The sequence below is a fragment of the Planifilum fimeticola genome (assembly GCF_003001905.1).
Classification (GTDB): domain Bacteria; phylum Bacillota; class Bacilli; order Thermoactinomycetales; family DSM-44946; genus Planifilum; species Planifilum fimeticola.
In genome coordinates, this window is the sequence record NZ_PVNE01000004.1 from 119,574 (window position 1) to 143,153 (window position 23,580).

At 58.5% G+C, this 23,580-nt stretch carries 22 protein-coding genes and 1 pseudogene; 2 read left to right on the forward strand and 21 right to left on the reverse strand.

Features of this window, described 5'->3' with window-relative positions; translation table 11 throughout:
- Positions 1-148 precede the first annotated feature (148 nt).
- The 18 genes and pseudogenes from CLV97_RS04055 to CLV97_RS04140 all read right to left on the reverse strand — a co-directional run bounded on the left by CLV97_RS04055 (position 149) and on the right by CLV97_RS04140 (position 18,926).
- On the reverse strand, positions 149-400 hold the full coding sequence (locus tag CLV97_RS04055) for a YlmC/YmxH family sporulation protein (RefSeq protein ID WP_106344250.1): 252 nt from the start codon (positions 398-400) through the stop codon (positions 149-151).
- A 143-nt stretch (positions 401-543) separates the two neighbouring features.
- On the reverse strand, positions 544-738 hold the full coding sequence (locus CLV97_RS04060; protein ID WP_106344251.1) for an aspartyl-phosphate phosphatase Spo0E family protein: 195 nt from the start codon (positions 736-738) through the stop codon (positions 544-546).
- A 55-nt stretch (positions 739-793) separates the two neighbouring features.
- Entirely contained in the window at positions 794-1,237 is a 444-nt protein-coding gene (dut, locus tag CLV97_RS04065) for a dUTP diphosphatase (RefSeq protein ID WP_425440542.1), read from the reverse strand.
- A complete protein-coding gene (locus CLV97_RS04070; RefSeq protein ID WP_106344253.1) occupies positions 1,230-2,483 on the reverse strand; it encodes a M16 family metallopeptidase in 1,254 nt (417 codons plus the stop codon). Before CLV97_RS04070 ends, dut begins: the two co-directional genes overlap by 8 nt.
- Positions 2,484-2,560: 77 nt before the next feature.
- A complete protein-coding gene (locus tag CLV97_RS04075) occupies positions 2,561-3,547 on the reverse strand; it encodes a polysaccharide deacetylase family protein (protein WP_245891357.1) in 987 nt (328 codons plus the stop codon).
- A gap of 157 nt (positions 3,548-3,704) precedes the next feature.
- Positions 3,705-5,804: a polyribonucleotide nucleotidyltransferase gene (gene pnp / locus CLV97_RS04080; protein WP_425440544.1), complete on the reverse strand. Its 2,100-nt coding sequence runs from the start codon at positions 5,802-5,804 to the stop codon at positions 3,705-3,707.
- A gap of 135 nt (positions 5,805-5,939) precedes the next feature.
- A complete protein-coding gene (gene rpsO / locus CLV97_RS04085; RefSeq protein ID WP_106344255.1) occupies positions 5,940-6,209 on the reverse strand; it encodes a 30S ribosomal protein S15 in 270 nt (89 codons plus the stop codon).
- Between the two features lie 184 nt (positions 6,210-6,393).
- Complete coding sequence (locus tag CLV97_RS04090; RefSeq protein WP_106344308.1) at positions 6,394-7,347, reverse strand: bifunctional riboflavin kinase/FAD synthetase; 954 nt, start codon at positions 7,345-7,347, stop codon at positions 6,394-6,396.
- Positions 7,348-7,352: 5 nt separating this feature from the next.
- Positions 7,353-8,264, reverse strand: coding sequence for a tRNA pseudouridine(55) synthase TruB (gene truB / locus CLV97_RS04095; RefSeq protein ID WP_106344256.1), 912 nt, complete (start codon positions 8,262-8,264; stop codon positions 7,353-7,355).
- Positions 8,261-9,202, reverse strand: a complete 942-nt coding sequence (locus tag CLV97_RS04100) for a DHH family phosphoesterase (RefSeq protein ID WP_342749762.1) — start codon at positions 9,200-9,202, stop codon at positions 8,261-8,263. Before CLV97_RS04100 ends, truB begins: the two co-directional genes overlap by 4 nt.
- Positions 9,203-9,227: 25 nt before the next feature.
- Positions 9,228-9,584, reverse strand: a complete 357-nt coding sequence (gene rbfA, locus CLV97_RS04105) for a 30S ribosome-binding factor RbfA (RefSeq protein WP_106344257.1) — start codon at positions 9,582-9,584, stop codon at positions 9,228-9,230.
- 23 nt (positions 9,585-9,607) lie between these two features.
- Positions 9,608-9,889: a DUF503 domain-containing protein gene (locus CLV97_RS04110; RefSeq protein ID WP_170070352.1), complete on the reverse strand. Its 282-nt coding sequence runs from the start codon at positions 9,887-9,889 to the stop codon at positions 9,608-9,610.
- Positions 9,886-12,195, reverse strand: coding sequence for a translation initiation factor IF-2 (gene infB / locus CLV97_RS04115; RefSeq protein ID WP_146130403.1), 2,310 nt, complete (start codon positions 12,193-12,195; stop codon positions 9,886-9,888). Before infB ends, CLV97_RS04110 begins: the two co-directional genes overlap by 4 nt.
- A gap of 28 nt (positions 12,196-12,223) precedes the next feature.
- Positions 12,224-12,520 (reverse strand): annotated as a pseudogene (locus CLV97_RS04120) (YlxQ family RNA-binding protein); the annotation flags it as partial.
- A complete protein-coding gene (rnpM, locus tag CLV97_RS04125) occupies positions 12,513-12,791 on the reverse strand; it encodes an RNase P modulator RnpM (RefSeq protein ID WP_106344260.1) in 279 nt (92 codons plus the stop codon). The gene rnpM and the pseudogene CLV97_RS04120, both read right to left, overlap by 8 nt.
- 35 nt (positions 12,792-12,826) lie before the next feature.
- The gene (gene nusA / locus CLV97_RS04130; protein WP_106344261.1) at positions 12,827-13,975 is read right to left on the reverse strand and encodes a transcription termination factor NusA; all 1,149 of its coding nucleotides are present in this window, start codon (positions 13,973-13,975) and stop codon (positions 12,827-12,829) included.
- 21 nt (positions 13,976-13,996) lie between these two features.
- The gene (rimP, locus tag CLV97_RS04135; protein ID WP_106344262.1) at positions 13,997-14,458 is read right to left on the reverse strand and encodes a ribosome maturation factor RimP; all 462 of its coding nucleotides are present in this window, start codon (positions 14,456-14,458) and stop codon (positions 13,997-13,999) included.
- Positions 14,459-14,636: 178 nt separating this feature from the next.
- Positions 14,637-18,926 (reverse strand): PolC-type DNA polymerase III, encoded by a 4,290-nt coding sequence (locus CLV97_RS04140; RefSeq protein WP_106344263.1) that lies wholly within the window; start codon positions 18,924-18,926, stop codon positions 14,637-14,639.
- 341 nt (positions 18,927-19,267) lie between these two features.
- On the opposite strand from CLV97_RS04140, the gene CLV97_RS04145 reads away from it, so the two are divergent.
- Both CLV97_RS04145 and CLV97_RS04150 read left to right on the forward strand, forming a co-directional pair.
- Positions 19,268-20,035, forward strand: coding sequence for a class I SAM-dependent methyltransferase (locus tag CLV97_RS04145; protein WP_106344264.1), 768 nt, complete (start codon positions 19,268-19,270; stop codon positions 20,033-20,035).
- Between the two features lie 68 nt (positions 20,036-20,103).
- Complete coding sequence (locus CLV97_RS04150; protein WP_170070353.1) at positions 20,104-20,889, forward strand: class I SAM-dependent methyltransferase; 786 nt, start codon at positions 20,104-20,106, stop codon at positions 20,887-20,889.
- A gap of 62 nt (positions 20,890-20,951) precedes the next feature.
- Here CLV97_RS04150 and CLV97_RS04155 read toward each other — a convergent pair whose 3' ends face one another.
- The 3 genes from CLV97_RS04155 to rseP all read right to left on the reverse strand — a co-directional run bounded on the left by CLV97_RS04155 (position 20,952) and on the right by rseP (position 23,575).
- Entirely contained in the window at positions 20,952-21,368 is a 417-nt protein-coding gene (locus CLV97_RS04155; protein ID WP_106344266.1) for a disulfide oxidoreductase, read from the reverse strand.
- A 19-nt stretch (positions 21,369-21,387) separates the two neighbouring features.
- Positions 21,388-22,122 carry a DsbA family protein gene (locus CLV97_RS04160; protein WP_106344267.1) on the reverse strand — a complete coding sequence of 245 codons (735 nt, stop codon included), beginning with the start codon at positions 22,120-22,122 and terminating at the stop codon, positions 21,388-21,390.
- A gap of 190 nt (positions 22,123-22,312) precedes the next feature.
- On the reverse strand, positions 22,313-23,575 hold the full coding sequence (gene rseP / locus CLV97_RS04165; protein WP_211295676.1) for an RIP metalloprotease RseP: 1,263 nt from the start codon (positions 23,573-23,575) through the stop codon (positions 22,313-22,315).
- Between the last annotated feature and the right edge of the window lie 5 nt (positions 23,576-23,580).

The following is a 23,580-nucleotide window of genomic DNA, read 5'->3' on the forward strand; positions in this document are numbered from 1 at the left end:
CGCCCCAACGGCTTAAGAAGTTCTCACTGCCTGATCCCATATTATGAAAGGGGCAAAACATCGGTTACCCGCCCCTCGGGACCGTTCCGAAAATAGTTTTTCGCTCCATCAAAAAAAGAGCCCGCACGGCGGGCTCGGGGAAAACCTTTCACCATCTCGAAGAGCCGGTTTTACCGAGGGCGACAATGACCATTTCGGGACCGATTTTGCGGATCGTCCCCCAATCGATGGTGATCTCCTCCCGCTTTTTTCGAAAGAGGGTCCCTCCCCCGGTCAAAACCAGGGATTTCACCCGTCCGCTGCTCGGATCCACCACAAGATCCGCTTCTCCCATCAATCCCAACCTCTCCCCGTTGACCAAATCGATCAGTTCCTTTTCGGCCAATTCGCTCCAACGCATCCCCATCCTCCCTTTCGCAAAGAGGCGGTACGGCCTTGAAACCGCCCCGACACAAGCTCTATGCTAATACGTTATTGAACGGAATCGCCGAATATATCGCCCACCTTAAAAAACCGCGCGAACCGCTTCAAAAAAAGAAGCGGTCATCCCCGACAGCAACCGGGGATCGACCGCTTGAGCGAACCTTGATCCTTTTTCCTGTAATATTCGAGAATCAGTTCATCCATTTTTCCGCTGACCAACAGCACTTCATCCGAAGAAAGGCGGAAACCGTTTTGACTGATCGTCCTGTACAGCTTCTCGCGCATCCTTTCCAGTTCCCGGTCGATTGTCTTCAATCAATACACCCCGCATCCGCTCCCCGCAGGAAGCCTCTCTCCAATCTCCGGACCGTCATGTTCCGGTATGTCCAAATCCGCCTCCGCCCCGCTCCGTGGCGCCGAGCCGATCCACCTCCGTAAACCGGACGTCGAGCACCCGCCCGAACACCAGCTGGGCGATACGATCTCCCCTGCGAAGGACAAACGGTTCATCGCCCAGGTTGATCAGGATCACCCCCACTTCCCCCCGGTAATCGGAATCGATGGTCCCCGGACTGTTCAAAACCGAGATCCCGTGCTTCAGGGCCAGCCCGCTCCGGGGGCGAACCTGAGCTTCCACGCCCGCGGGCATTTCCAGAGCGATTCCGGTGGGTACCAGTTTCCGCTGACCGGGGTTCAGGGTCAAGGGTTGATCGACGGCGGCAAACAGGTCGAAACCGCTGGCGCCGAGGGACATCTTTTGGGGAAGGGGAAGATCTTCGTTTCCCGGCAACCGCCTGATGCCAATCTCAAACAAGGGCATCCCTCCTGTACGCGGGGGGAATCTCCCCGGAGGGAGAGATCACGGCGAGGGAAGCGGGCTGGGAAAAGAGAGTTTGAGCCAGATGGAGGATGTCGTCCGTCGTCACCTGCTCGATGCACTCGATCGTCTCATCCAGGGTCACGTGCTTCCCCAACAAGAGCTCGTTCTTTCCCAAACGGCTCATCCGGTTGTTGGTGCTTTCCAGACTCAGCATGTAGCCGCTCTTCAACTGCTCCTTGGCCTTGTTCAATTCAGCGGCCTCCACGCCGGACTGCCGCAATTCCTCCAGGATATCAAAGATGAGACGCATCAGTTCGTTTTCCTGGCCGGGACCGGTTCCCGCATAGATCGCAAACAGACCGCAGTCCCGGTAGGCCATGTGATAGGAATAGACGGAATAGGCCAACCCCCGTTCCTCCCGCACCTTTTGAAAGAGTCGGGAGCTCATGTTCCCTCCCAGCACGTTGTTCAGCAAGATCAGTGCGTAAATTCGCGGGTCTTGAATCGCCAGGCCGGGAAGGCCGAGACAGAGATGCGTCTGCTCCGTCGGTTTCTTGCGGACAACGGCTTCCGAACGGAAAGCCGGCGGACGGCACACCGGTGTATTCCCGCCTTCTCTAAAAGCGGAAAAATAAGACTCGATCTGGTCCAGAAAATCATCCGGCAAGCGTCCGGCCAAAGCGATCACCGTCTGATCGGGACGATATTGCCGATGGCGGTAGTTTTCCAGGCGGGACCGGTCGAATTCCTGAACGTTTTTGATACTGCCGAGAATGGGAAACCCCAGGGGATGGTCTCCCATCACCGCCTTCGAAAGGAGATCATGGACGAGATCGTCCGGAGTGTCCTCCACCATGCGGATCTCCTCGATGATCACCTTCTTCTCCTTCTCAATCTCCTCCTCGGGAAGCGTCGACCCGAAAAACATATCCGCCAAGATCTCCAGAGCGATCGAAAAGTGCTCATCCAGCACCTTCGCATAGTAGCAGGTCAGTTCCTTCAACGTAAAGGCATTCACCTGTCCGCCGATCTCATCGAAAGCTTCGGCGAGCTGCCGGGCGTTTCGCTTCTTCGTACCCTTGAACATCATGTGCTCGAGAAAATGGGATATGCCGTTGATTTCATCCGTTTCGTTCCGGGAACCCGTGCCGATCCAAAAGCCGAGGGCAATGGATCGGACATGGGGTATCGGTTCGGCGACGATGCGCACGCCGTTGGGCAAAGTATGCCTGACGATCACAGGGATCCTCCTTACATTTCCAATACCGCAAATTCGCGCGAAAAAATCACTTCAATGGAAGCAACATCCTAACTATATCAGAAGGTCACCATCGGCTCAACCGGCTCCAGCCGCTTCGGGGACAACACCTCGCTGACGGTTCCCAGCCGCAGCCCCTTTTCCTTGATCATCCGGATGATTTCTGGAAGGGCTTTCACCGTGCGGTCCGTCGGATGCATCAGGATGAGGGAACCGCCCCCGACTCCCCGTCTTACCCGTTCCACCATGAGCTCCGGAGTGGAACTTTTCCGCCAGTCCACCGTGTCCACGGTCCACAGAACAGTCTTCATCCCCAGCCGAGCCGCTTCTTCCACCACCGTCTGATTAAAGTCTCCGGCAGGGGGGGCAAACCATTTGGAACGGATACCCAGGGTTTTCTCAAGCAACTGCTCCGTCTGGAACATCTCCCCGCGGATCCGTTCCGGGGAAAGCCCGCTCATCAGCGGATGGGAGTAGGCGTGGTTGCCGATTTCGTGTCCCTCCTTCATCAGGGCCCGGGCTTCATCCGGATGTTTTTTCAGCCAGGATCCCTCCAGAAAAAATGTGGCGGGGACCCGCTCCTCATGCAGCACCCGAAGCATCTCCCCCAGGTGCTCCGTCCCCCAGGAGACATTCATCATCAGAGCGACCATGGGCTTCTTCTCATTTCCCCGATAGATGGGCTGAGGATCCAGGTCGTCCAAGGTTACCCGGGCGGGTACCACTTTGTAGACCCAGGGGATGGGCGATCCGGGCTCCCGTTTTTTGGCCAGCCGGTAGGTCTCCTCCACATCCACTGCCAAACCGTCGTATCCGGGAATCGCCTTCCATACCTTGTCAACCCTCGCGTCGACGGGAGGCTCATAGCGGCGCTTCGCTTCCGATTCAATCACGGAGCGAAGATCTTCCCCCGCGAAGGCGGGCAAATCCCCCTTCTTCACCGCGGCGACATAGGCAGTCACCGCCGGCGACTGAACCAGGGCCAGGAGAAGAGGAAGCACCAATATCAGCCAGCCGAGCATTCGGATACGTGCACCGCGCCGCACGGCTTTAAGCACCTCCAACTCTTTGTCCACTACACGTTATGCAGTCGAAGGATTCCATATGAGCCGGCGGCGCATCATAAACACAAAAAAGAGCCAGATTGCTCCGCTCTTTTTTGAAAAGGAAAAAAATAAAAATGGGACGGGCACCTGCCCGGCCTTATTTCACCGAAGACCGTTCCTTCAGAACCGCCTTGCGGGACAGATTGATCCGACCCTGATCGTCGATTTCCGTCACCTTCACCATGATGGTGTCTCCCACCTTGACCACGTCGGACACCTTGTTCACGCGGGTCGAGTCCAGCTGGGAAATGTGAACCAGTCCTTCCTTGCCGGGAAGCACCTCGACAAAGGCACCGTATTTCTCCACCCGTTTCACCGTTCCCACATAAACTTCTCCCACGACCACCTCGCGGACGAGATCCTCGATGATCTTTTTGGCGGCCTCGTTTTGTTTGGGATCCGTCGAGGCGATGTAAATGCGTCCATCCTGTTCGATGTCGATCTTCACGCCCGTCTCGTCGATGATCCGGTTGATCACCCGGCCGCTGGGTCCGATCACATCGCGGATTTTGTCCGGATGGATGCGCAGGGTGAGAATCTTGGGCGCGTACGGGGACAGCTCCTTCCGCGGCTTGGGCAACGTCTTGGCCATGTGGTCGAGGAGCTCCATCCGGGCTTCCCTGGCTTGCTGCAGTGCCTGATGCAGGATCTCCCTGTCGATCCCCTTGATCTTGATGTCCATCTGTAGCGCGGTGACGCCTTTGCGGGTTCCCGCCACCTTGAAGTCCATATCGCCCAGATGGTCTTCCATCCCTTGGATGTCGGTCAACACCACCACCCGGTCCCCTTCCTTGACCAAGCCCATGGCGATTCCGGCAACCGGCGCCTTGATCGGAACGCCCGCGTCCATCAGCGCAAGGGTGGAAGCGCAGATGCTGGCTTGGGAAGTGGAACCGTTGGACTCCAACACTTCCGAAACGAGGCGAATCGTGTACGGAAACTCGTCCTCCGAGGGGATGATCGGCTCCAGGGCGCGCTCTCCGAGAGCTCCGTGACCGATCTCCCGCCGTCCGGGTGACCGCAGCGGACGCGTTTCCCCGACACTGTACGGCGGGAAGTTGTAATGATGCATAAACCGCTTCGACTCTTCCAGGTCGAGTCCGTCCAGAATCTGCACATCTCCGAGGGCCCCCAGGGTGCAGACGCTCAACACCTGGGTCTGACCGCGTCGGAAAAGGCCTGAACCATGGGTGCGGGGCAACAGGGAGGTTTCGCTGTACAAAGGACGAATCTCCTTGGGGCCTCGTCCGTCAGGCCGTCTGGACTCCTCTAGGATCATCCGGCGGACTTCCTCTTTCAGGATCATTTCCAGAACCTTTTCAATCTCCTTCTGCTGCTCCGGTTCCGGATATTCCTCCGCCAAGGTTTCCAGCACATCATCCCGGATCGCATCCAGCGCCTCCTGCCGCGCCTGTTTTTCTACCACCTGGGCGGCCTCGATGATCCTTTCCGTGGCGAGGTCGCGCACACGGCTCTCCAATTCTTCATCCACCCGGGCCAACTCGGGTTCCATCTTCTCTTTTCCGACGGCCTGTACAATCTGCTCCTGAAATTCCACCAGTTTCTTGATCGTTTTGTGCCCGTACAGGATTCCCTCCAAAACCACTTTCTCGGGAACCTCGTCACAACCCGCCTCCACCATGTTGATGGCGTCCTTCGTGCCGGCGACAACCAGGTGCATGTCGCTCTTTTCCATCTGCTCGACGGTGGGGTTGATCACAAACTTCCCGTCCACCCGTCCGACGATCACTCCCGCGATTGGACCGTCAAAGGGAATGTCGGAAATGGAAAGAGCGGTGGAAGCGCCGATCATGGCGGCAATCTCGGGGGAACAGTCCTGATCGACGGAAAGAACCGTCGCGATCACCTGCACTTCATTCCGAAGGCCCTCCGGGAACAGCGGGCGGATCGGGCGATCGATCAGCCGGCTGGCGAGAACCGCCTTTTCGCTGGGACGGCCTTCCCGCTTGATGAATCCGCCGGGGATCTTTCCGACGGCGTACAACCGCTCCTCATAGTTGACCGTGAGCGGGAAAAAATCGGTATCCTTCGTTTCCTTCGACGCGACCGCCGTCGCGATGACGACCGTGTCGCCGTAGCGAACGAACACGGAACCGTTCGCAAAGTTGGCATGTTTGCCGATCTCCATTCTCAGGGGTCGTCCGGCCAAGTCAAAAGTGAATATCTTCGGTTCCATCGGTTCCATCGTCGGATCGCTTCCTCCTCTCGGTGCACAAATCATAAATTCTTCATTTAAACAGTATTTCCTGCCCACCCCGTATGTAGAAGAAGACCCCGACCGAAAAAAGCGGGGATGTTCCCCGCTTTTCCGTCACCTTCTCAGACCCAGCTTCTCAATCAGTTTACGGTACCTTGTAATGTCCTTGTTCTTCAGGTAGTTGAGCAGGTTGCGCCGCTGACCGACCATTTTCAACAAACCCCGGCGGGAGTGGTGATCCTTCTTGTGCTCCCGCAAGTGCTCGTTCAATTCGTTGATGCGTTCGGTCAAGATGGCGACTTGCACTTCAGGGGATCCGGTATCGTTTTCGTGGATCTTAAATTCCTCGATGATCTGCCGTTTCCGCTCTTGGGACAACGCCATCTTTTACACCTCCTCGTTTTCTAAACCCCTTGACCCAGAAGATCGCCGAGGCCCTCGATCACCCGCGTCAAGGTTTGTTGGAATCCGGCGGCTGAGCCGCCGCCTCGATTAATTATAGCACAGTCCGCGCCGGGGAGCCAATTGGAAGCCCAATTTTTCAACAAGCTTCTATCGCATGATAAAATTATTCCCTCGTACCGGATTCAATTTCCGGCCAAATCGCCTCCGCCTGCCGAACATCTTCCCGGATCTGACGGATCAGCTCGTCTACCGAGTCAAAACGCCTCTCTTCCCGGAGGAAGCGGTGAAAATAAACGCGCAGAATTTCGCCGTACAGGTCATCCTCAAATCCCAACAGGTGAACCTCCAGGGTGAGTTTTGGTTCGGGGTCCCGGAAGGTGGGGCGCAGTCCGATGTTCATCACGCCGGGAATCACCCGGCCACCGCGGGGAACGGAGACGAGATACACCCCTCTTTTGGGAACGGCATAAGGCTCCGATAAGTCCAAATTGGCTGTGGGAAATCCGATGGTCCGGCCCCGACGGTCTCCGGTGACCACTTTCCCTTCAATCGAGTGGGGGCGGCCCAAAATCTTCTCCGCCGTGACCACATCCCCGGCGGCGAGGGCTTCCCGCAGACGGGTGCTGCTGACGGGAGTTTCCCCTTCGAGGACCGGGGTGATCACTTCGACCCGAAACCGACCTTTCCCCATTGTTATCAAGTCCTCGGCCCGCCCCGAAGCACCTCGTCCAAAACAAAAATTGAATCCCACGACCACCCCTTTCACCTGAAGGGGGATCAATACCTCCTCGACGAACTGCTCCTTGGTCCGATCCGCGAACAGGCGGTCAAACTTCATCACATACGTCCGGTCCACACCCAAGCGGTCAAACTGGCGAAGCTTGTCCCGAAGCGGCGTGATATACCTGGAGATGTTGGCCTTCCCCAGCACTTCCCTGGGGTGCGGGTGAAAGGTCATCACCGCCGAAGAAACCCCGAGCCGAGCCGCCAGATCCCTTGCCCGGCGGATCACCGTCTGATGACCCCGATGGACGCCGTCGAAGTAGCCGATCGCCAGCACTGCGGGCGGATACGTTTTTTTCAAATCCAAGGGATATGAAAGTTGCACCGTCTCCATCTGCTTCACCCATTTCGAAACACTTTTTCCGGCCGGGCGATGTCAGGAGCAGAAAGCCGATACAGAGCGCAAAACTCCCCTTCCTCCGTGTAGACCCGCACCAAACCGCCGACCGCCTGAAAGTCCAAGGGCCTTTCCAGCTGAAGCCACATCCCGTTCAACACTCCCTGCCGGGCGGAAGAGGAGACGACCAGGCTGGGAAAGTGCCCCAGGGCCGCATCGGGCGGAACCAGAACATCCTCCCAGTTGCCGCGCCGCGCCACCTCGCCCAGCTCTTCCAACGTCACCGCATCCTGAAGGAAAAAGGGGCCGCTCTGAACACGGACCAGACGGGACATATGAGCCGGGTATCCCAGCCAGGCACCGATATCGACACAGAGCGTGCGGACATAGGTTCCCTTGGAGCAGAGAACCTCGAAATCGATCCGCAACCGATCCCCTTCCCGCCCCATCCCGGTGCGGACAAGCTCATAGATCTTGACGCGCCGCGCCCTTCGCGGAACCTCTTTCCCTTCCCTTGCCCACTCATAGAGGCGGCGCCCTCCCACCCGAACCGCCGACACCATCGGCGGAACCTGATCGATCTCCCCCTGAAACTGCTGGAAAGCTTCATCAATCCTGGACGGATCCAGAGGTCCCACCGGCTCCTCCCGGAGGATCCTTCCCGTCTGATCCTGGGTGTCCGTCGAAGCACCCAGAACCATCGAACCGGCGTACCGCTTAGGCAGCTCTTGAATGAACTCGGCTATGCGCGTCGCCTGTCCCAGGCAGATCGGCAACACGCCCTCCACCGCCGGATCCAGCGTGCCGGTGTGTCCGACTTTCCGCTGGCCGGTCATGCAGCGCAGTTCCGCCACCACATCGTGGGAGGTCATGCCCGTCGGCTTCCAAACGGGGATCACGCCGAACAACGTCATCGTCCGAGCGCCTCCGCCACCCGCTCCAGCACGCGGCGCTCCACTTCGTCGCGGGCCCCTGCGACCGTGCACCCGGCCGCCCGGGCGTGGCCGCCGCCTCCGAAAAATCCGGCCACTTCGCTGACGTCGACCCATCGGCGGGACCGCAGGCTCACTTTGACAGCACCGCTTTTCAGCTGGCGGAACAGGATTCCCACTTCAACTCCGATCACGTTCCGGGCATAGTTGACGATTCCGTCCAGATCCCCTTCGCCGGCCTCGGCCTCCAAAAAATCCTGCAAGGTGAGCCACATCCACGCGATCCGTCTGTCCTCCGACAATCGGAGGGTGGAAAGCGCCCGCCGGAGCAGGTTGAGCTGCCCGATCGTCAGAGTTTCCAGGACTTGTTCCGCGATCCGAGGGGCGTCGACACCGCATTCCAACAGCCGGGCCGCCCGCTTCATCACCGCCGGTGTGGTATTGCTGTACCGAAACCCGCCCGTGTCCGTCAACAAACCGGTGTAGACACAGGAGGCGAGGGGCTTCGTCCACTTTATCCCCATCGATTCGATCCAGTCGTACAGAACCTCCGCCGTCGCGGCCGCCTCGGGATTGATCAGGTGATGGGTGCCGAAACGAGTGTTGGTCCGATGATGGTCGACATTTAACAAACGGGCATCGGGAGCAACGAGGGACCGGCAATCGCCCATCCGATCCTCGTCCGCCACATCCACGGCGATCACCCGCTCAAAGGGGGGCTCGTCGAAGAGATCCTGCGGTCTGACGATCTCTTCCGCGCCGGGGAGTTCCCGATATTTCGCAGGTACCGGCGACGCGTTCGCCATCACCGCCCGCTTGCCCAAAAGGCGAAGAAGATGTCCCACCGTCAATGTGGAGCCGATCGCATCGCCGTCCGGATCGACATGGGAAACCACCAAAAACCGCTCCCCTTCGGACACGAACCGAGCTGCCTCCCGGAAGAATTCATTCATCCGGCTCACTTCGTTTCACTTCTTCCAAAAGCTTGGAAATGTGTTGGCCGTGCTCGATCGAATGATCGATCTTGAAGACGATTTCCGGGGTCCTTCGAATCCCCAGCCGCCGGCCCGCTTCCGATCGGAGGAAGCCTTTCGCCTTTTCGAGCCCTTCCAGCGTTTTTTTCTTCTGCTCCTCGTCTCCCATGACGCTGACAAACACTTTGGCGTGCTCCAAATCCCGGCTCATCTCCACCGACGTCACCGTGACGAAACCGATCCGCGGGTCCTTCAATTCCTGTTGCAACAGCTGGCTGAGCTCCTTTTTGAGTTGCTCGCCGACGCGAGCCGCACGGATTCGGGCCACCTGCGACACCTCCTCATCACTGCTCAGGCGTAGGTGATCTCTGCGTCCAACACTTCCAGGCCATCGAGATTCTCCAACAGGCGGAGCGCCTGCCGGAGTTCCCGCTCAACCACGTGCTTGCCGCTGCCGACGCCGACCATCGCCAGGGTGGTCAGCTGACGGTCATCCTGAAAATCCACCTCCGCCACCGACAAATTGAAACGGTGACGGATCCGGTCCAGCCCGCTCTTGATGACGCGCCGCTTATCCTTCAGGGAAGCCGACCCGATCACCCGGCAACGGCATTCCTGAATCCCGACGATCATGTGGTTCGTTCCACTTCCTCCACCACGTAAATTTCGATGACGTCCCCTTCCTTGATGTCGTTGAAGTTTTTCAGGGTCATCCCGCATTCGTAACCTTGGGCCACTTCGCGGACATCATCCTTGAACCGCCGCAAGGTGTCCACTTCCCCCTCGTGGATCACCACGCCGTCGCGGATCAGGCGGGCTTTTCCGTCGCGAACCACTTTTCCGTTGGTCACATAACAACCCGCGATGGTTCCCACCTTGGAGACCTTGAAGGTTTGGCGGACCTCCGCCGTTCCGACCACCTTCTCCTCGTACTCGGGGTCCAGCATCCCCCTCATCGCCGATTCAATTTCCTCGATTACGTCATAGATCACGCGGTGAAGACGCAGATCCACCTTTTCCTGCTCCGCCATCACCCGGGCGTTGGGCTCGGGTCGGACGTTGAAACCGATGACGATGGCATTGGAGGCCGAAGCGAGAATGATGTCCGATTCGGTAATTGCACCCACTCCGGAATGGATGATCTTCACCCGCACGCCCTCGACATCGATCTTCTCCAGCCCTCCGCGCAGAGCTTCCACCGAACCCTGAACATCCCCTTTGATGATGATGTTCAGTTCCTTCACATCGCCCTCCTGGATCTGCTTGTACAGGTCATCCAGCGTGATCCGCGTCTGGACCTTCAATTCTTTCTGGCGCTGCCGCTCGGCGCGGACATCGGCAATCGTCCGGGCTTGTTTCTCATCCTCGAAGACCATGAAGGGATCCCCGGCATTGGGAACGTCGGACAGCCCGAGAATTTCCACGGGCGTGGAGGGCCCCGCCGCCTTCACCCGGCGCCCCCGATCGTTGATCATCGCCCGGACTTTCCCGAAATAATTGCCGGCAACCAGGGCATCCCCCACCTTGAGGGTGCCGTTTTGCACCAGGACGGTCGCCACCGGGCCGCGATTCTTATCCAGCTCCGCTTCGATCACCACGCCGCGGGCGCGCTTGTCCGGATTTGCCTTCAATTCCTGCACTTCCGCCACGAGCAGAATCATCTCCAGGAGCTCGTCGATGCCCTCGCCCTTCAAGGCCGACACGGGGACATAAATCGTTTCGCCGCCCCATTCCTCCGGAACGAGACCGTGTTCGGTCAACTGCTGCTTCACCCGATCCGGATTGGCTTCCGGCTTGTCGATTTTGTTCACAGCCACGATGATGGGAACATCCGCCGCTTTGGCGTGGTTGATCGCTTCGATGGTCTGAGGCATCACCCCGTCGTCGGCAGCCACCACCAGCACCGTGATATCCGTCACCTGGGCGCCGCGGGCGCGCATGGTGGTAAAGGCGGCGTGGCCGGGAGTATCCAGGAAGGTGATCTTCTTCCCGCCGGCTTCCACCTGGTACGCACCGATGTGCTGCGTAATCCCACCGGCCTCCGTCGCCGTGACATTGGTATGGCGGATCGTGTCCAGAAGGGTCGTTTTTCCGTGGTCGACATGACCCATGATCGTCACCACGGGCGGCCGCTCTTTCAGATCCTCCGGAGCATCCGTCTCCTCAAGCTCTTCGAAGGCGGCCTGGTCGACCTCCTCCTTGTACTCCACCGTCACGCCGAACTCTTCCGACACCAGGGTGATCGTATCCACATCGATCTCCTGGTTGATGGCGGCCATCACACCCAGTCCCATCAGCTTTTTGATCACTTCGGAAGCCTCTCTCCGCAGGCGCTTGGCCAATTCGCCCACCGTGAGGGGTCCCGTGATTTCCAATTTGGTCGGCAGGACGGGGGCTTGTTTCTCACGGGCATTCGCCTTTTTATCCTGCTGCCGCTTGCGGCCCTTTTTCCCGCGCGGTGCCAGGTATTTCTCCGAGCTTTCCCTTTCCTGCTGAACCTCCTGGAAACGGTTCTTGTCCTTGGAAGACTTGGGTTTTCTCCGAGAAGACCGGCTTGCATCGGTGCCGGCCTGGGCAACGGCCGCCTTCACCGGAGGGTTGGACGCCTGGTTTCCTTTCCCCCGTTGCTCCCGCTTTTGTCCCGCTCCTTCGCCTCCCTGTTTTCCCCGGGCCTTCACCGGGCCATTGCGTCGCCGGCCGCGATTGCCGCTTCCTTTACGATTCGTCTCTTCGCCCTGTGAGGTCTTTCCTTCTTTCGCTTCCCTTTCCTTTTTGTCCGCGCCTTTTTTGATATCCCGGAAAAACTGTTCCACCTTTTCGATCATCTCGTCGTTCATCACGCTCATGTGATTGTTGACTTCCATGTTCATCCGCTTGAGGATGGTGAGCACTTCCTTGCTGCTCATATTCATCTTTCTCGCATATTCGTAGACGCGCATTTTCGTCAAACTCGTCACCCCCATCTGATACTCGGACCCATTTCCTCATCGTCCGGGCAAAACCTTGATCGGTGACGGCCACAACCACCCGCTCCGGCTTGCCGATCGCAGCCCCCAAGGCTTCGCGCGTACCGTAGCATATGAAGGGAACCGAATAGAAGGAACATTTGTCCCGCACCTTCTTCAAGGCACCCCGAGAAGCATCCTCCGCGACCAGCACCAATCGCGCCTCGCCGGACCGGATCGCTCTCAGAACGGCTTCTGTTCCCGTGACCACCTTTTTCGCCCGCATAGCCAGACCCAATAATTGCAACAGCTTATCCATCGCTTTCGACCCTGTCGACGGCTTCTTCCATCTGGGCATACACTTCATCGCTCACCTTGACCTTCAGCGCCTTCTCAAGCGACCTTCGCTTTTTGGCCAGCTGAAAACACTCGGCACTGGCACACAGGTATGCTCCCCGCCCCGACTTCTTTCCCGTCGGGTCCACCAGAATCTCGTGCTCCGGAGTGCGAACAATCCGGATGAGACTCTTTTTCGGCTTCATCTCCTGACAGGCGATGCATTTGCGCATGGGAACCTTCCGCACTCGCACTTGCAGCCACCTCCGTGCTCAAAAAGATCGCCGCATCAATCGGGCGACTCTTCGGAACCGGACACATCCTCCTCCGAAACTTTCGCCGGATCCTCGCTCGCAGGATCCTCGGCCTCCGGTTCCTCCATCTCCGGTTCCTCGGTCTCCGGATTCTCCACCTCGGATTCACTTCGAATATCAATTTTCCAACCCGTCAACTTGGCGGCAAGGCGGGCGTTCTGCCCTTCTTTTCCAATGGCCAGCGAAAGTTGATGGTCCGGAACGACCACCCGGGCCACCTTTTCCTCCTCGTCCACTTCCACCCGGGTCACCTTGGCGGGCCTGAGGGCATTGGCCACAAATTCCTCCGGGTCCTCCGACCAGGGGACCACGTCGATCTTTTCGCCCCGAAGTTCGTTCACCACCGTCTGAACCCGCATTCCCCGGTGACCGACACAGGCGCCGACGGGATCCACTTGTTCATCCCGGGAAGAAACGGCGATTTTGGACCGATGCCCCGCTTCCCGGGCCACCGAATGAATCTCCACGATGCCATCGTAGATTTCCGGCACTTCCAGCTCAAACAAGCGCTTGATGAGTCCCGGATGGGTTCGGGAAACAAAAATCTGCGGCCCTTTGGTCGATTTCTCCACCCGGGTGATGTATGTCTTCACCCGGTCTCCGTGTTTGAAGCGTTCCCCCGGCATCGTCTCCGACAGCGGCAACAGCGCTTCCACTCGACCCAGGTCAATGTAAAAAAACCGGTTATCCATCCGCTGGACCACACCGGTGACGATATCTTCCTCCCGGTCGACAAATTCCTGGTAGATGATGCTTCGCTCCGCTTCGCGGATCCGTTGCGTCACCACCTGCTTCGCTGTCTGCGCCGCGATGCGTCCGAAATCCGCCGGGGTCACCTCGATCTCGACGATATCGCCCAGCTGGTAGGAGGGACTGATCTCTCTGGCCGCTTCGAGGGAAATCTCCAAGCGGGGATCAGCCACCTCGTCAACCACCGTTTTTCGGGCAAACACGCGCACCTTGCCGCTCTCCCGGTCGATGTCGACCCGGACATTCTGCGCCGAATGAAAATTCCGCTTATACGCCGAAATCAAGGCTGCTTCAATGGCTTCAAGCAGAATGTCCTTGCTGATCCCCTTCTCCTTTTCCAATTGATTGAGGGCCTCGATAAACTCCGCATTCAACGCGCTGTCCTCCCTTCCTGCTTAAAAGAGAATCGCCAACCTCGCCTTCGCCACCAGGGGATATGGAATGGTGATCTCCTTCCCGTCCACCTCCACGGTCAGCCTCTCCGGCGTGAAATCCGTCAGGGTTCCTTCGAAGGTTTTTCTTCCCTCAATGGGTTCATAGGTCTTGATGTGAACATGCTTGCCGACGGCCCTTTCAAAATCCCGCTCCTTTTTCAGCGGGCGCTCCGCCCCCGGCGAGGAGACCTCCAGAATGTATGCCCCCGATATGGGGTCCACCCGGTCCAGCTCCTTGCTCAACCGCTCGCTGACACGGCTGATGTCCTCCAGGCTCACCCGGCCTTCGATCCGATCGATAAACAGGCGCAAAAAACGATTCTTTCCCTCTTTTTTAAACTCGATATCCACCAGTTCCAAACCGTCTTCGGCCAGGAGGGGAGCTGCCAATTCCTCCACAATCTCCGTCACTTTGCGGTTCACGTTCGTCCCTCCCCGCAATCCTCACAGGTGTTTGTCACCAACCGCATCCAAAGGGAAAGAGTGGGCGACAACCCACTCTTTCTCAGGGACGCTATCCATGCTACCAGTATAGCCACAAAGATTATATCATAACCGCCGGTGGCTGGCAATCGGCTATTGACAAACTTCAGACACCGGCTCAAAACAGCGACAGCTGATTGCTCTCCGGCAGGTCGCGGAGACAGCCCAGGCGCTCCAACACTTCCACGACGGCGCTGGACACGCGGCTTCGCTTCTGGAAATCCTCAATGGACAGAAAATCTCCCTCTTCCCGCGCTTTGACGATATTGCGGGCGGCACTCGTCCCGATTCCGGAGACGGAGGAAAAGGGCGGCAGCAGGGCGTCGCCGTCCACCAGAAAACGGGTCGCCTCGGAACGATACAGATCGATCGAACGGAAAGTGAGGCCCCGGGCCATCATTTCCCTGGCCGATTCCAGCACCGTGAGCAGCCCCTTTTCCTTCGGAGAGGCATCCGCTCCCTTTTCGTTGATTTCGTTGATCTTCCGATTGACCGCTTCCTTCCCCTTGTTCACCAGCTCCAGATCGAAATCGTCCGCCCGCACGGTGAAATAGGTGGCATAGTACTCGGCGGGATAATACACCTTGAACCAGGCGATCCGCACCGCCATCAGCACGTAGGCCACCGCGTGGGCCTTGGGGAACATGTACTTGATCTTGCGGCAGGAATCGATGTACCAATCCGGCACCCCGTGCTTTCTCATCTCGTCCGCTTCTTCTTCGGTAAGCCCCTTCCCTTTCCGCACCTTTTCCATGATCTTGAAGGCCGTTTTGGGCTTCATGCCCTTGTATATGAGGTAGATCATGATGTCGTCCCGGGTGGCGATCACCTCCGACAAGACCGCAGTGCCGCTCCGGATCAAATCCTGGGCGTTGTTCAGCCAGACATCCGTCCCGTGGGACAAACCCGATATTCGGACCAGCTCGCCGAAGGTGGTCGGCCGGGTATCCTCCAGCATCTGGCGGACGAATCGGGTCCCGAATTCCGGGATTCCCAGCGTGCCCGTGGAACACCCGATCTCCTCCGGCGTCACCCCGAGGGACTCCGTTCCGCTGAACAACTGGAGCACCTTTTTGTCGTCCACGGGGATCGTCTTGGGGTCCACCCCGGTGAGATCCTGCAGCATGCGGATGACGGTGGGATCATCATGGCCCAGAATATCCAGCTTCAACAGCCGGCCGCTGATGGCGTGATAATCGAAGTGCGTGGTCACCGTCCGGGCTTTGGGATCGTCCGCCGGGCGCTGGATCGGCGTGAAGTCGAACACGTCCCGGTTTTGGGGAACCACCATCAAGCCTCCCGGATGCTGGCCGGTGGTCCGTTTCACCCCCGTGCATCCGCGAACCAGCCTCTCGATTTCGGCATTGCGAAGCGTAAGCCCCATCTCTTCCTGATATTTCTTGACGAAGCCGTAGGCCGTCTTCTCCGCGACGGTGGAAATCGTCCCCGCCCGGTACACGTAATCCTTTCCGAACAATTCCTCGGTGTACTTGTGCGCCCTCGGCTGGTATTCCCCCGAGAAGTTCAAGTCGATATCCGGCGTCTTGTCCCCCTCGAAACCCAGGAAGGTCTCAAAGGGGATGTCATGCCCGTCCTTCCGCATCTTCGTTCCGCACTCGGGACAATCCTTGTCGGGCAAATCAAAGCCGGAAGCCACGGACCCGTCCGTAATAAATTCACTGTGTTTGCAATTCGGGCAGACATAATGGGGCGGCAGGGGATTCACCTCGGTGATCGAACTCATCGTCGCCACGAAGGACGATCCCACCGAACCGCGGGAACCCACCAGGTAACCGTCGGAAAGGGATTTGGTGACCAGCTTGTGGGAGATGAGATAGATGACGGCAAAACCGTGCTTGATGATGCTGCCAAGTTCCTTTTCCAGCCGCTCCTTCACGATGTCCGGCAGCGGAGAACCGTAGATCTTCTCCGCCGTCTCATAGCAGATCCGACGGAGTTCCTCGTCCGCCCCCTCGATGATCGGCGTGTGCGTGCCGTCGGGGAAGGGAGCCAACTCCTCGATCTGATCGGCGATGCTCCGCGGGGCGGCGATGACCACCTCCCGGGCCTTTTCCTCCCCCAAATAGGAAAACTCCTCCAGCATCTCCTCCGTCGTCCGAAAGTGGGCCGGCGGGAGGGGATCCTTCCGGCGAAAGCCGCTCTGGTTGGCCGTGAGAATCTCCCGGTACAGCGACTCCCATGCATCCAGGTAGTGGGCGTTGCCCGTCGCCACCACCGGCTTCCCCAGCTTTTCGCCGATCCGGACCAAAAGCCGGTTCGTCTCCCGGAGCCGTTCCTCGCTTTCCACGATCCCCTTTTCAATCAGGTGGCGGTTCACATCGACCGGCTGAATCTCGATATAGTCGTAAAAGCTGGCGATTTCCTCCGCCTCCTGGGGCGACTTCTGAAGTGCCGCCTCGAAGAGCTCTCCCTTTTCACAACCGGAACCGACGATCAATCCCTCCCGGTACTTCTCCAGTTCGCTCCTCGGAATGCGGGGAACGCGATGAAAATATTCCAAATGGGACAGGGAGATCAGCTTGTACAAATTCTTCAGGCCGGTCTGATTCCGAACCAGCAGCACCGCGTGGAACGGCCGAAGCCGGGACACATCGCGCCGGCCGGTCATCTCGTTTAACTGGTCGAGACGACCGATCTTTCTCGCCAGGCAATCCTCCACCATCTTCCACAGCAGATGGCCGGTCGCTTCCGCGTCGTGGATGGCCCGGTGATGCTGCTTCAGTTCAATGCCGAAGTGTTTGCACAGGGTGTTCAGCCGGTAATTTTTCAGACCCGAATAGAGGGAGCGGGCCATCTCCAGCGTGTCGATCACCGGATTGGTGATCGAATCGAGACCCAGCCGCTGAACGCCCATCTGGAGAAACCCCATGTCGAAGCGGGCATTGTGAGCGACCAGTACGCTGTCGCCGACAAATTCGAGAAAGCGCTGAAGCACCTCCCCCACCTCCGGGGCGCCCTCCAGCATCTCATCGGTGATGCCCGTCAATTCGGTGATCGTCGACGTCAGCTTCCGCCGGGGATTGGCAAAAGAGCTGAAACGGTCCACGATCTCTCCGCCCCGCACCTTGACCGCCGCCAATTCGATGATCGTGTCGTGCACGGCCGAGAGCCCCGTCGTCTCCACGTCAAAAACAACATAGGTGTCCTCCTGGAGGTTCCGGGGTGCGGGTCGCATCACGATGGGGACTCCGTCGTCCACCAGGTAGGCCTCCACCCCGTAGATCACCTTGATGCCGTGCTTCTTGGCAGCGGCATGCGCTTCGGGAAAAGCCTGAACCACTCCGTGATCGGTGATGGCCACGGCGGGATGCCCCCATTCCGCCGCCCGCTTCACCATTTCTCCGGGATCATTCACTCCGTCCATGTTGCTCATCGCCGTGTGCAGATGGAGCTCCACCCGCTTTTCTTCGGCGTTGTCGGCGCGCTTCACCGGCTCCGCTTCGTTGAGGTCGTTTCCGATCAGGACCAGTTCGCGGGCGAAATTGTCAAACTGGACGGCCCCCCTTACGGTCACCCACATGCCGTCCTTCACTCTGGACAAGAGGGCGGCGTCCTCCTTGTCCCGTGCAAACATCTTCACCTGGATGGAATCGGTGAAGTCCGTCAAGTTGAAGGTGAGAAGCGTACGACCGCTGCGCAGCTCCCGGATTTCCGACTTGAACACCTCTCCCTTCAGTACGACGCGCCGCTCCTCTTCGGTAATCCTGCGAATCGGGACCGGTTCTTCCCGGATCGCATATCCGATGACCAAATCTCCGTCGATGGAGGGCGCCGACTTCGGCGCGGACGCCGATTCCCTTTCCACCAGGGCCTGCTCCTTCAATTTCCGTTCCTCGGCCTGCTGTTGTTCGCGGAACCGGTTCTGTTCCTCCTCCAGTGAGCGGCTTTCGAGCGTGACGCGGATCTCCGTTCCGGACACCTCCCGGATGATCGAAGCGATCACCCGATCCAGCCGCTTTTGCTCAGCCATCTTGGCCATCATCGGGTGGGGAAACACAATGATCATCCCGTCCTTTTCCCAGCGCCACTCCGCTCTTCCCATCCAGCCTGCGGCGGCCGCGGACACATCTTCGGCCACCTTTTTTCGGATCCATTCCCAGTACAAGCGGACGAGCTGCTCCGGATCAGCGCCCGCCGGCCGCAGACGGATCGACACCCCGGCCGCACGGCCCAGCGCCGAACCGAGCCGGGATTCCACCTCCTTCCATATGTGGGGCGGAACCGGTCGTTTCAGACAGAGAAACAGCGTCCACGTTTTTCGGGAAAGGCTTACCTGAATCTTCTCGATATACGCGCCCTCAAAATGTTTCTCCAACCATTCCCGCGGCAGGTCCGCCCGGGAAAAGAGCTGTTCCAGTCTCTCTCTCTTGACCTCCGGCGTCGCCATGGGGCCAAAACCTCCCCTTTTCCACCAACACCTTTTATCGCTCCCATCAGTGTATCAAAAAATGGACAAGGGAACCACAGCCAGTGCGGTTTTCTTTTGCTTTGGATCGCTGCATATCCGCCTCAAAAAATCTTCCTCACGGGACACCTTCACTCCTTTTTTCCTGAAACCGATTGACAGACAAAGTTCCCCTGGAGTACATTTATATCACCAGGAGAAATTGTGTTTCATCCAATGAAACACAGGCTCGACCGACCTGATGCGGCCCTTCCGGGAGCCCGTCGTTGCGATGAGCCCCAGGGCGGATGCAGGGTTGAATTTTACCGTGAAGGAGGATATTCATGGACAATACCAAAGAAAAAGTGAAAAAACAGTTCGAACACGCCGGCCGCAACTACCGGGACAGCGCAATCCATGCCAAGGGGCGTGACCTGGAATGGATCGCAGAGGAAATCGGCCGGTGCCCCTCCCCCCTCTTGGCCCTGGACATCGCCACGGGCGCCGGACACACGGCCTTCGCCCTCAGCCGTTGCGTCCGCCGGGTCGTCGGATATGACCTGACGCCGGAAATGCTGCGCATCGCCGCCAAAGAGGCGGAACAACGGGGCATCGACAATGTCACTTGGGCGGAGGGGGACGCCGAGCGCCTTCCCTTTCCGGACCGGTTGTTTGACGTGGTCACCTGCCGCATCGCCGCCCATCACTTTCCACGGGCGGAACGGGCCTTTGCCGAAGCGCGCAGAGTATTGGTGCCGGGCGGGCGGATGATCCTGGTGGACAATTATGTACCCGAAGAAGCCGACGAGCTGCTCAACCGGGTGGAGACCCTCCGGGACCCTTCCCATTTCCGGGTTCGCACCCTGTCCGGCTGGACCCGCCTGCTCCGGAATGCGGGATTTTCAACGGTGACCGTCCTGCGGAAGTGGGAGACGCCCGTCGTTCTGGAGGAATGGTTCCAAAGGGCCAAAACCCCTGCCCACAGGCAGGAGGAAGCCCTCCGCACGCTTCGGGAGGCCCCGCAACCGACGCGGGAGCTGCTGCTCTTACATCCACCCGCGGGACCGGCTCAGCTGATCCTGCGAAAGGGCATGTGGATCGCGGTCAGATAACAGCCGGGCAGCGGAACGGTCGCAATCCCCTCCGGTCCTTCGACAAAGTCCAAAAGAAGGTGATTCCCATGACCATCGATTTCTTCGATCCCGCCAACCGCCTCTCCTACGCATCCCGCTCCGCCTCCTCCGAGTGGAAAACCCTCATGCAAAGCCTCGTCGATTTGCGGGGCATCGACGCCGTCGATATCGGATGCGGCGGAGGGATCTACAGCCGGGCGATGGCGGAGATGGGCGCGCGGGTCACCGGCGTGGATTTCTCCGGAGAAATGCTGTCAGCGGCCCGCAAACAACAGACGGCGCAGCGAATCCGGTGGATTCAGGCCGACGCCGCCGACACCGGCCTCCCGGATTCGTCCTATGACCTGGTGTTGCTGCGGGCGGTGATTCACCACTTCTCCGCAGAAAAAACGACCGAGGTGCTTTTGGAATCCTATCGGCTGCTTCGCCCGGGAGGAAGGATCATCATCCAGGACCGCACCCTGGAAGATTGCCGTCTTCCCGGAGGTCCCGGTCATCTCCGCGGCTTCCTCTTTGAACGGTTTCCAAACTTGCTGGAGGAGGAAAAGCGGCGCCGCCCCGATCTGCACAGCCTCGAGCGCGCCCTCGCGGAAACGGGTTTTCACGGGGTGAAAACCCGGCGATTTTGGGAGACGAGAAAAATTTTCCGCGACCTCGGGGAACTGGAAAGGGACTTCCTGGGCCGCATCGGCCGGTCCATCCTCCACCGGTTGTCGGATGACGAATTGCGTGATCTGGTCGGATTCATCACGGAAGGGCTGTCCCGCCAAGGCGTCACATCCTCCATTTCGGACCGGGACCGGTGGACCCTCTGGACAGCCCGGAAGGGTTGAACCCCCCATTAACGGGAGAAACGGCCCGGGGATCCGGGCCGTTTCTTTCCCGATCATTTTCTTCAGTCGCTCCCCTTCCTGGCGGCCGCCAACAGCAGGGATATCAGGACAAAGGCCACGAAAGCCAGAAATGGGATGGTGATAAAGCCCAGCCAATTGATATATTGACCGGAACAGGGGATCCCCTCCTTGCAGGGAGAGAGCCCGGCCATCCCGGGAACTTTTTGCAGAAGATAGTGGAAGGCGGACAATGCTACACCGCTCAAGCTGAGGGGAAGGGAATAAAGGACGACGGAACGGTCGTCCCGATACGAAGCGACCCCGAGAATCACCGCGAGAGGATACATCAGGATCCGCTGATACCAGCACAATTCACAGGGAATGAAACCGGCCATCTCGCTGAAATAGAGGCTTCCGCCCGTGGCGATGAGCGCCACCAACCATGCCAGATAAAGGCCGTAATCGCGAATCCAGCCCAAACCCGATTCACCTCTCCCCCTACCTGCTTCCCTTCAGCTCTTCTTCAATCTGCTTCTTCAGGGAGGGATAATCGAACACGGTATCCTGATCCACCCGCTTCCCGTTGATGAAGAGAGTGGGAACCGAATCGACTCCCAATTCCGCGGCGATCTTCCGGTCCGCCTCCACCTCTTTCCTGTAGACCTGGTCGTTCAGCTCCCGCTCCATCCGGGCGTGGTCGATATCCGGCACTTCTTTTTTGGCCAGCTCCACGAGAAACGGGACCGTGGCCCACTGGTCGGTCTCCAATCCCTGATGGGCGTAAACCACCTTGTAAAAAGTCCAGAAGGCCTCCGGTTTCTGCCGGTGAACCGCCTCTGCGGCCATGCTGGCCGTCACCGAATCCTCACCGATAAACGGTTTGTCGATAAAATACATGCCCGCCTTGCCCGTATCCAGAAAATCCCGCTTCAGCTGGGGAAAGATTTCCTCTGTAAACCGCTTGCATACCGGGCACTTGTAGTCCCCGAATTCCACGATTCTGACCGGAGCGTCCGGATTTCCGATCACGGGTTGTCTTTCATAGGCGAAGATCTTTTCATCCACCGGCTTCGCCTGCTGATCGGAAAGGACGGATGTCAAGAAATACAATCCGCCGACCAGAATCAAAATGATCACCGTCCACAGGGTCAGGGTCCGGATCCTTCGCTCCCTCGCCTTGGCCTTTTTTTTCAATGCCATCTTTTGGCTGTTCTTTTTTTTCTTTTTGGACATGATTTTCCCCCTGATTATCTGCGTGGATATGAGAGTACTTCGGCAAGTGAACCGAAAAACCTGCACACATAAAAATCAGGAGAGCCGATAGGCTCCCGCAGATAAACGCACGGGAAGGACCCGATTTCCGCCGGGCGGCTCCGGAGAATAAGTCAGGCGGAAAATCGCGAAGGCTCCCCGTCTTCTCATATCAACCGCTGTAAAACACCCTCATGATATCGTTGTAGGTCACCACCAGCATCAACATCATGAGCAGCGCAAAGCCCACAAAGTGGACCAGGCTTTCCTTGTTGGGATCCACCGGCCGTCCGCGAACCGCCTCGAAAGCGATGAAGGCCAACCGGCTTCCATCCAGGGCCGGGATCGGCAACAGATTGAACACCCCCAAATAGAGGCTCAACAATGCCGTCCAGCGGATCAGGGGAATGGAGCCCGCCTCTGCCGCCTGTCCGGTAATCGAGGCGATCTGCACCGGTCCGCCGAGGCTTTCGATGCCGATCTGTCCGGTGATCAACTGGCCGAATCCGTCAAAAATCCGCACCGTCCACAGATACGTGTCCTTAAAGCCGCTCGCAACGGCCTCCGAAAGAGTGGCTTTCCGCATGTGGGGTTGAAGCTGCACATCGATCCAGTACATCTTGTTCTGCTCGTTCCACTCCGGATCCACCTCGAGCTCGAAAGTGGATCCGGCCCGTCGCACCTCAAAGGTCAACGGTTCCCCCTTGGACTTTTGAATGTTCATGGAAACGGCTTCGGTATTTCGGATCGGTTCCCCGTCGATCGAAACGATCTCGTCGCCGGCTTTCAGGCCCGCCCGTTCCGCCGGAGAGCCCGGATTGACCTTGTAGATCGAAACTTTGGTTTCCACCCCGGTCATCATCGTCAAAATCGCAAACAGGATGATGCTCAGGATGATGTTGAATACCGGTCCGGCCAGGATCGTCGATGCCCGTTGGCCGATGGTCTTCGATCCGAACTGCCGATCCTGGGGGGCGATTTGCAGAACATTTTTCTCATCCCGCTGGATGACCGCCTGGGGATGGACGGAAAAGCGCGTCTGCCTCCCCTCCTCATCCTCCAGGACGAGGAACAGCTCCTTTTCCAGATCCATTTCCAACACTTTGCCGGTGACGACTTTGCCCTTTGCGGGAACGTCTCCGAGGTAAATCCGGATCAGCCGGCCCTTTTCTTCCTGCTCAGCGGTCACCCTTGACCCGGTGGGGATCTCCACCGTTTCGGGATCCTCCCCTGCCATCCGGACGAACCCGCCCAGGGGGAGCGCCCGGATCGAATACAGGGTTTCCCCCCTAAAGATCGAAAACAGTTTCGGCCCGAAGCCGATGGCAAACTCCCGAACCAAAATGCCCGCCCGCTTGGCGAATAGAAAGTGGCCCAGCTCGTGGATGAAAACGAGCACGCTCAACACCAGAATGAACGCCACGATGGTCAGCATGGAAA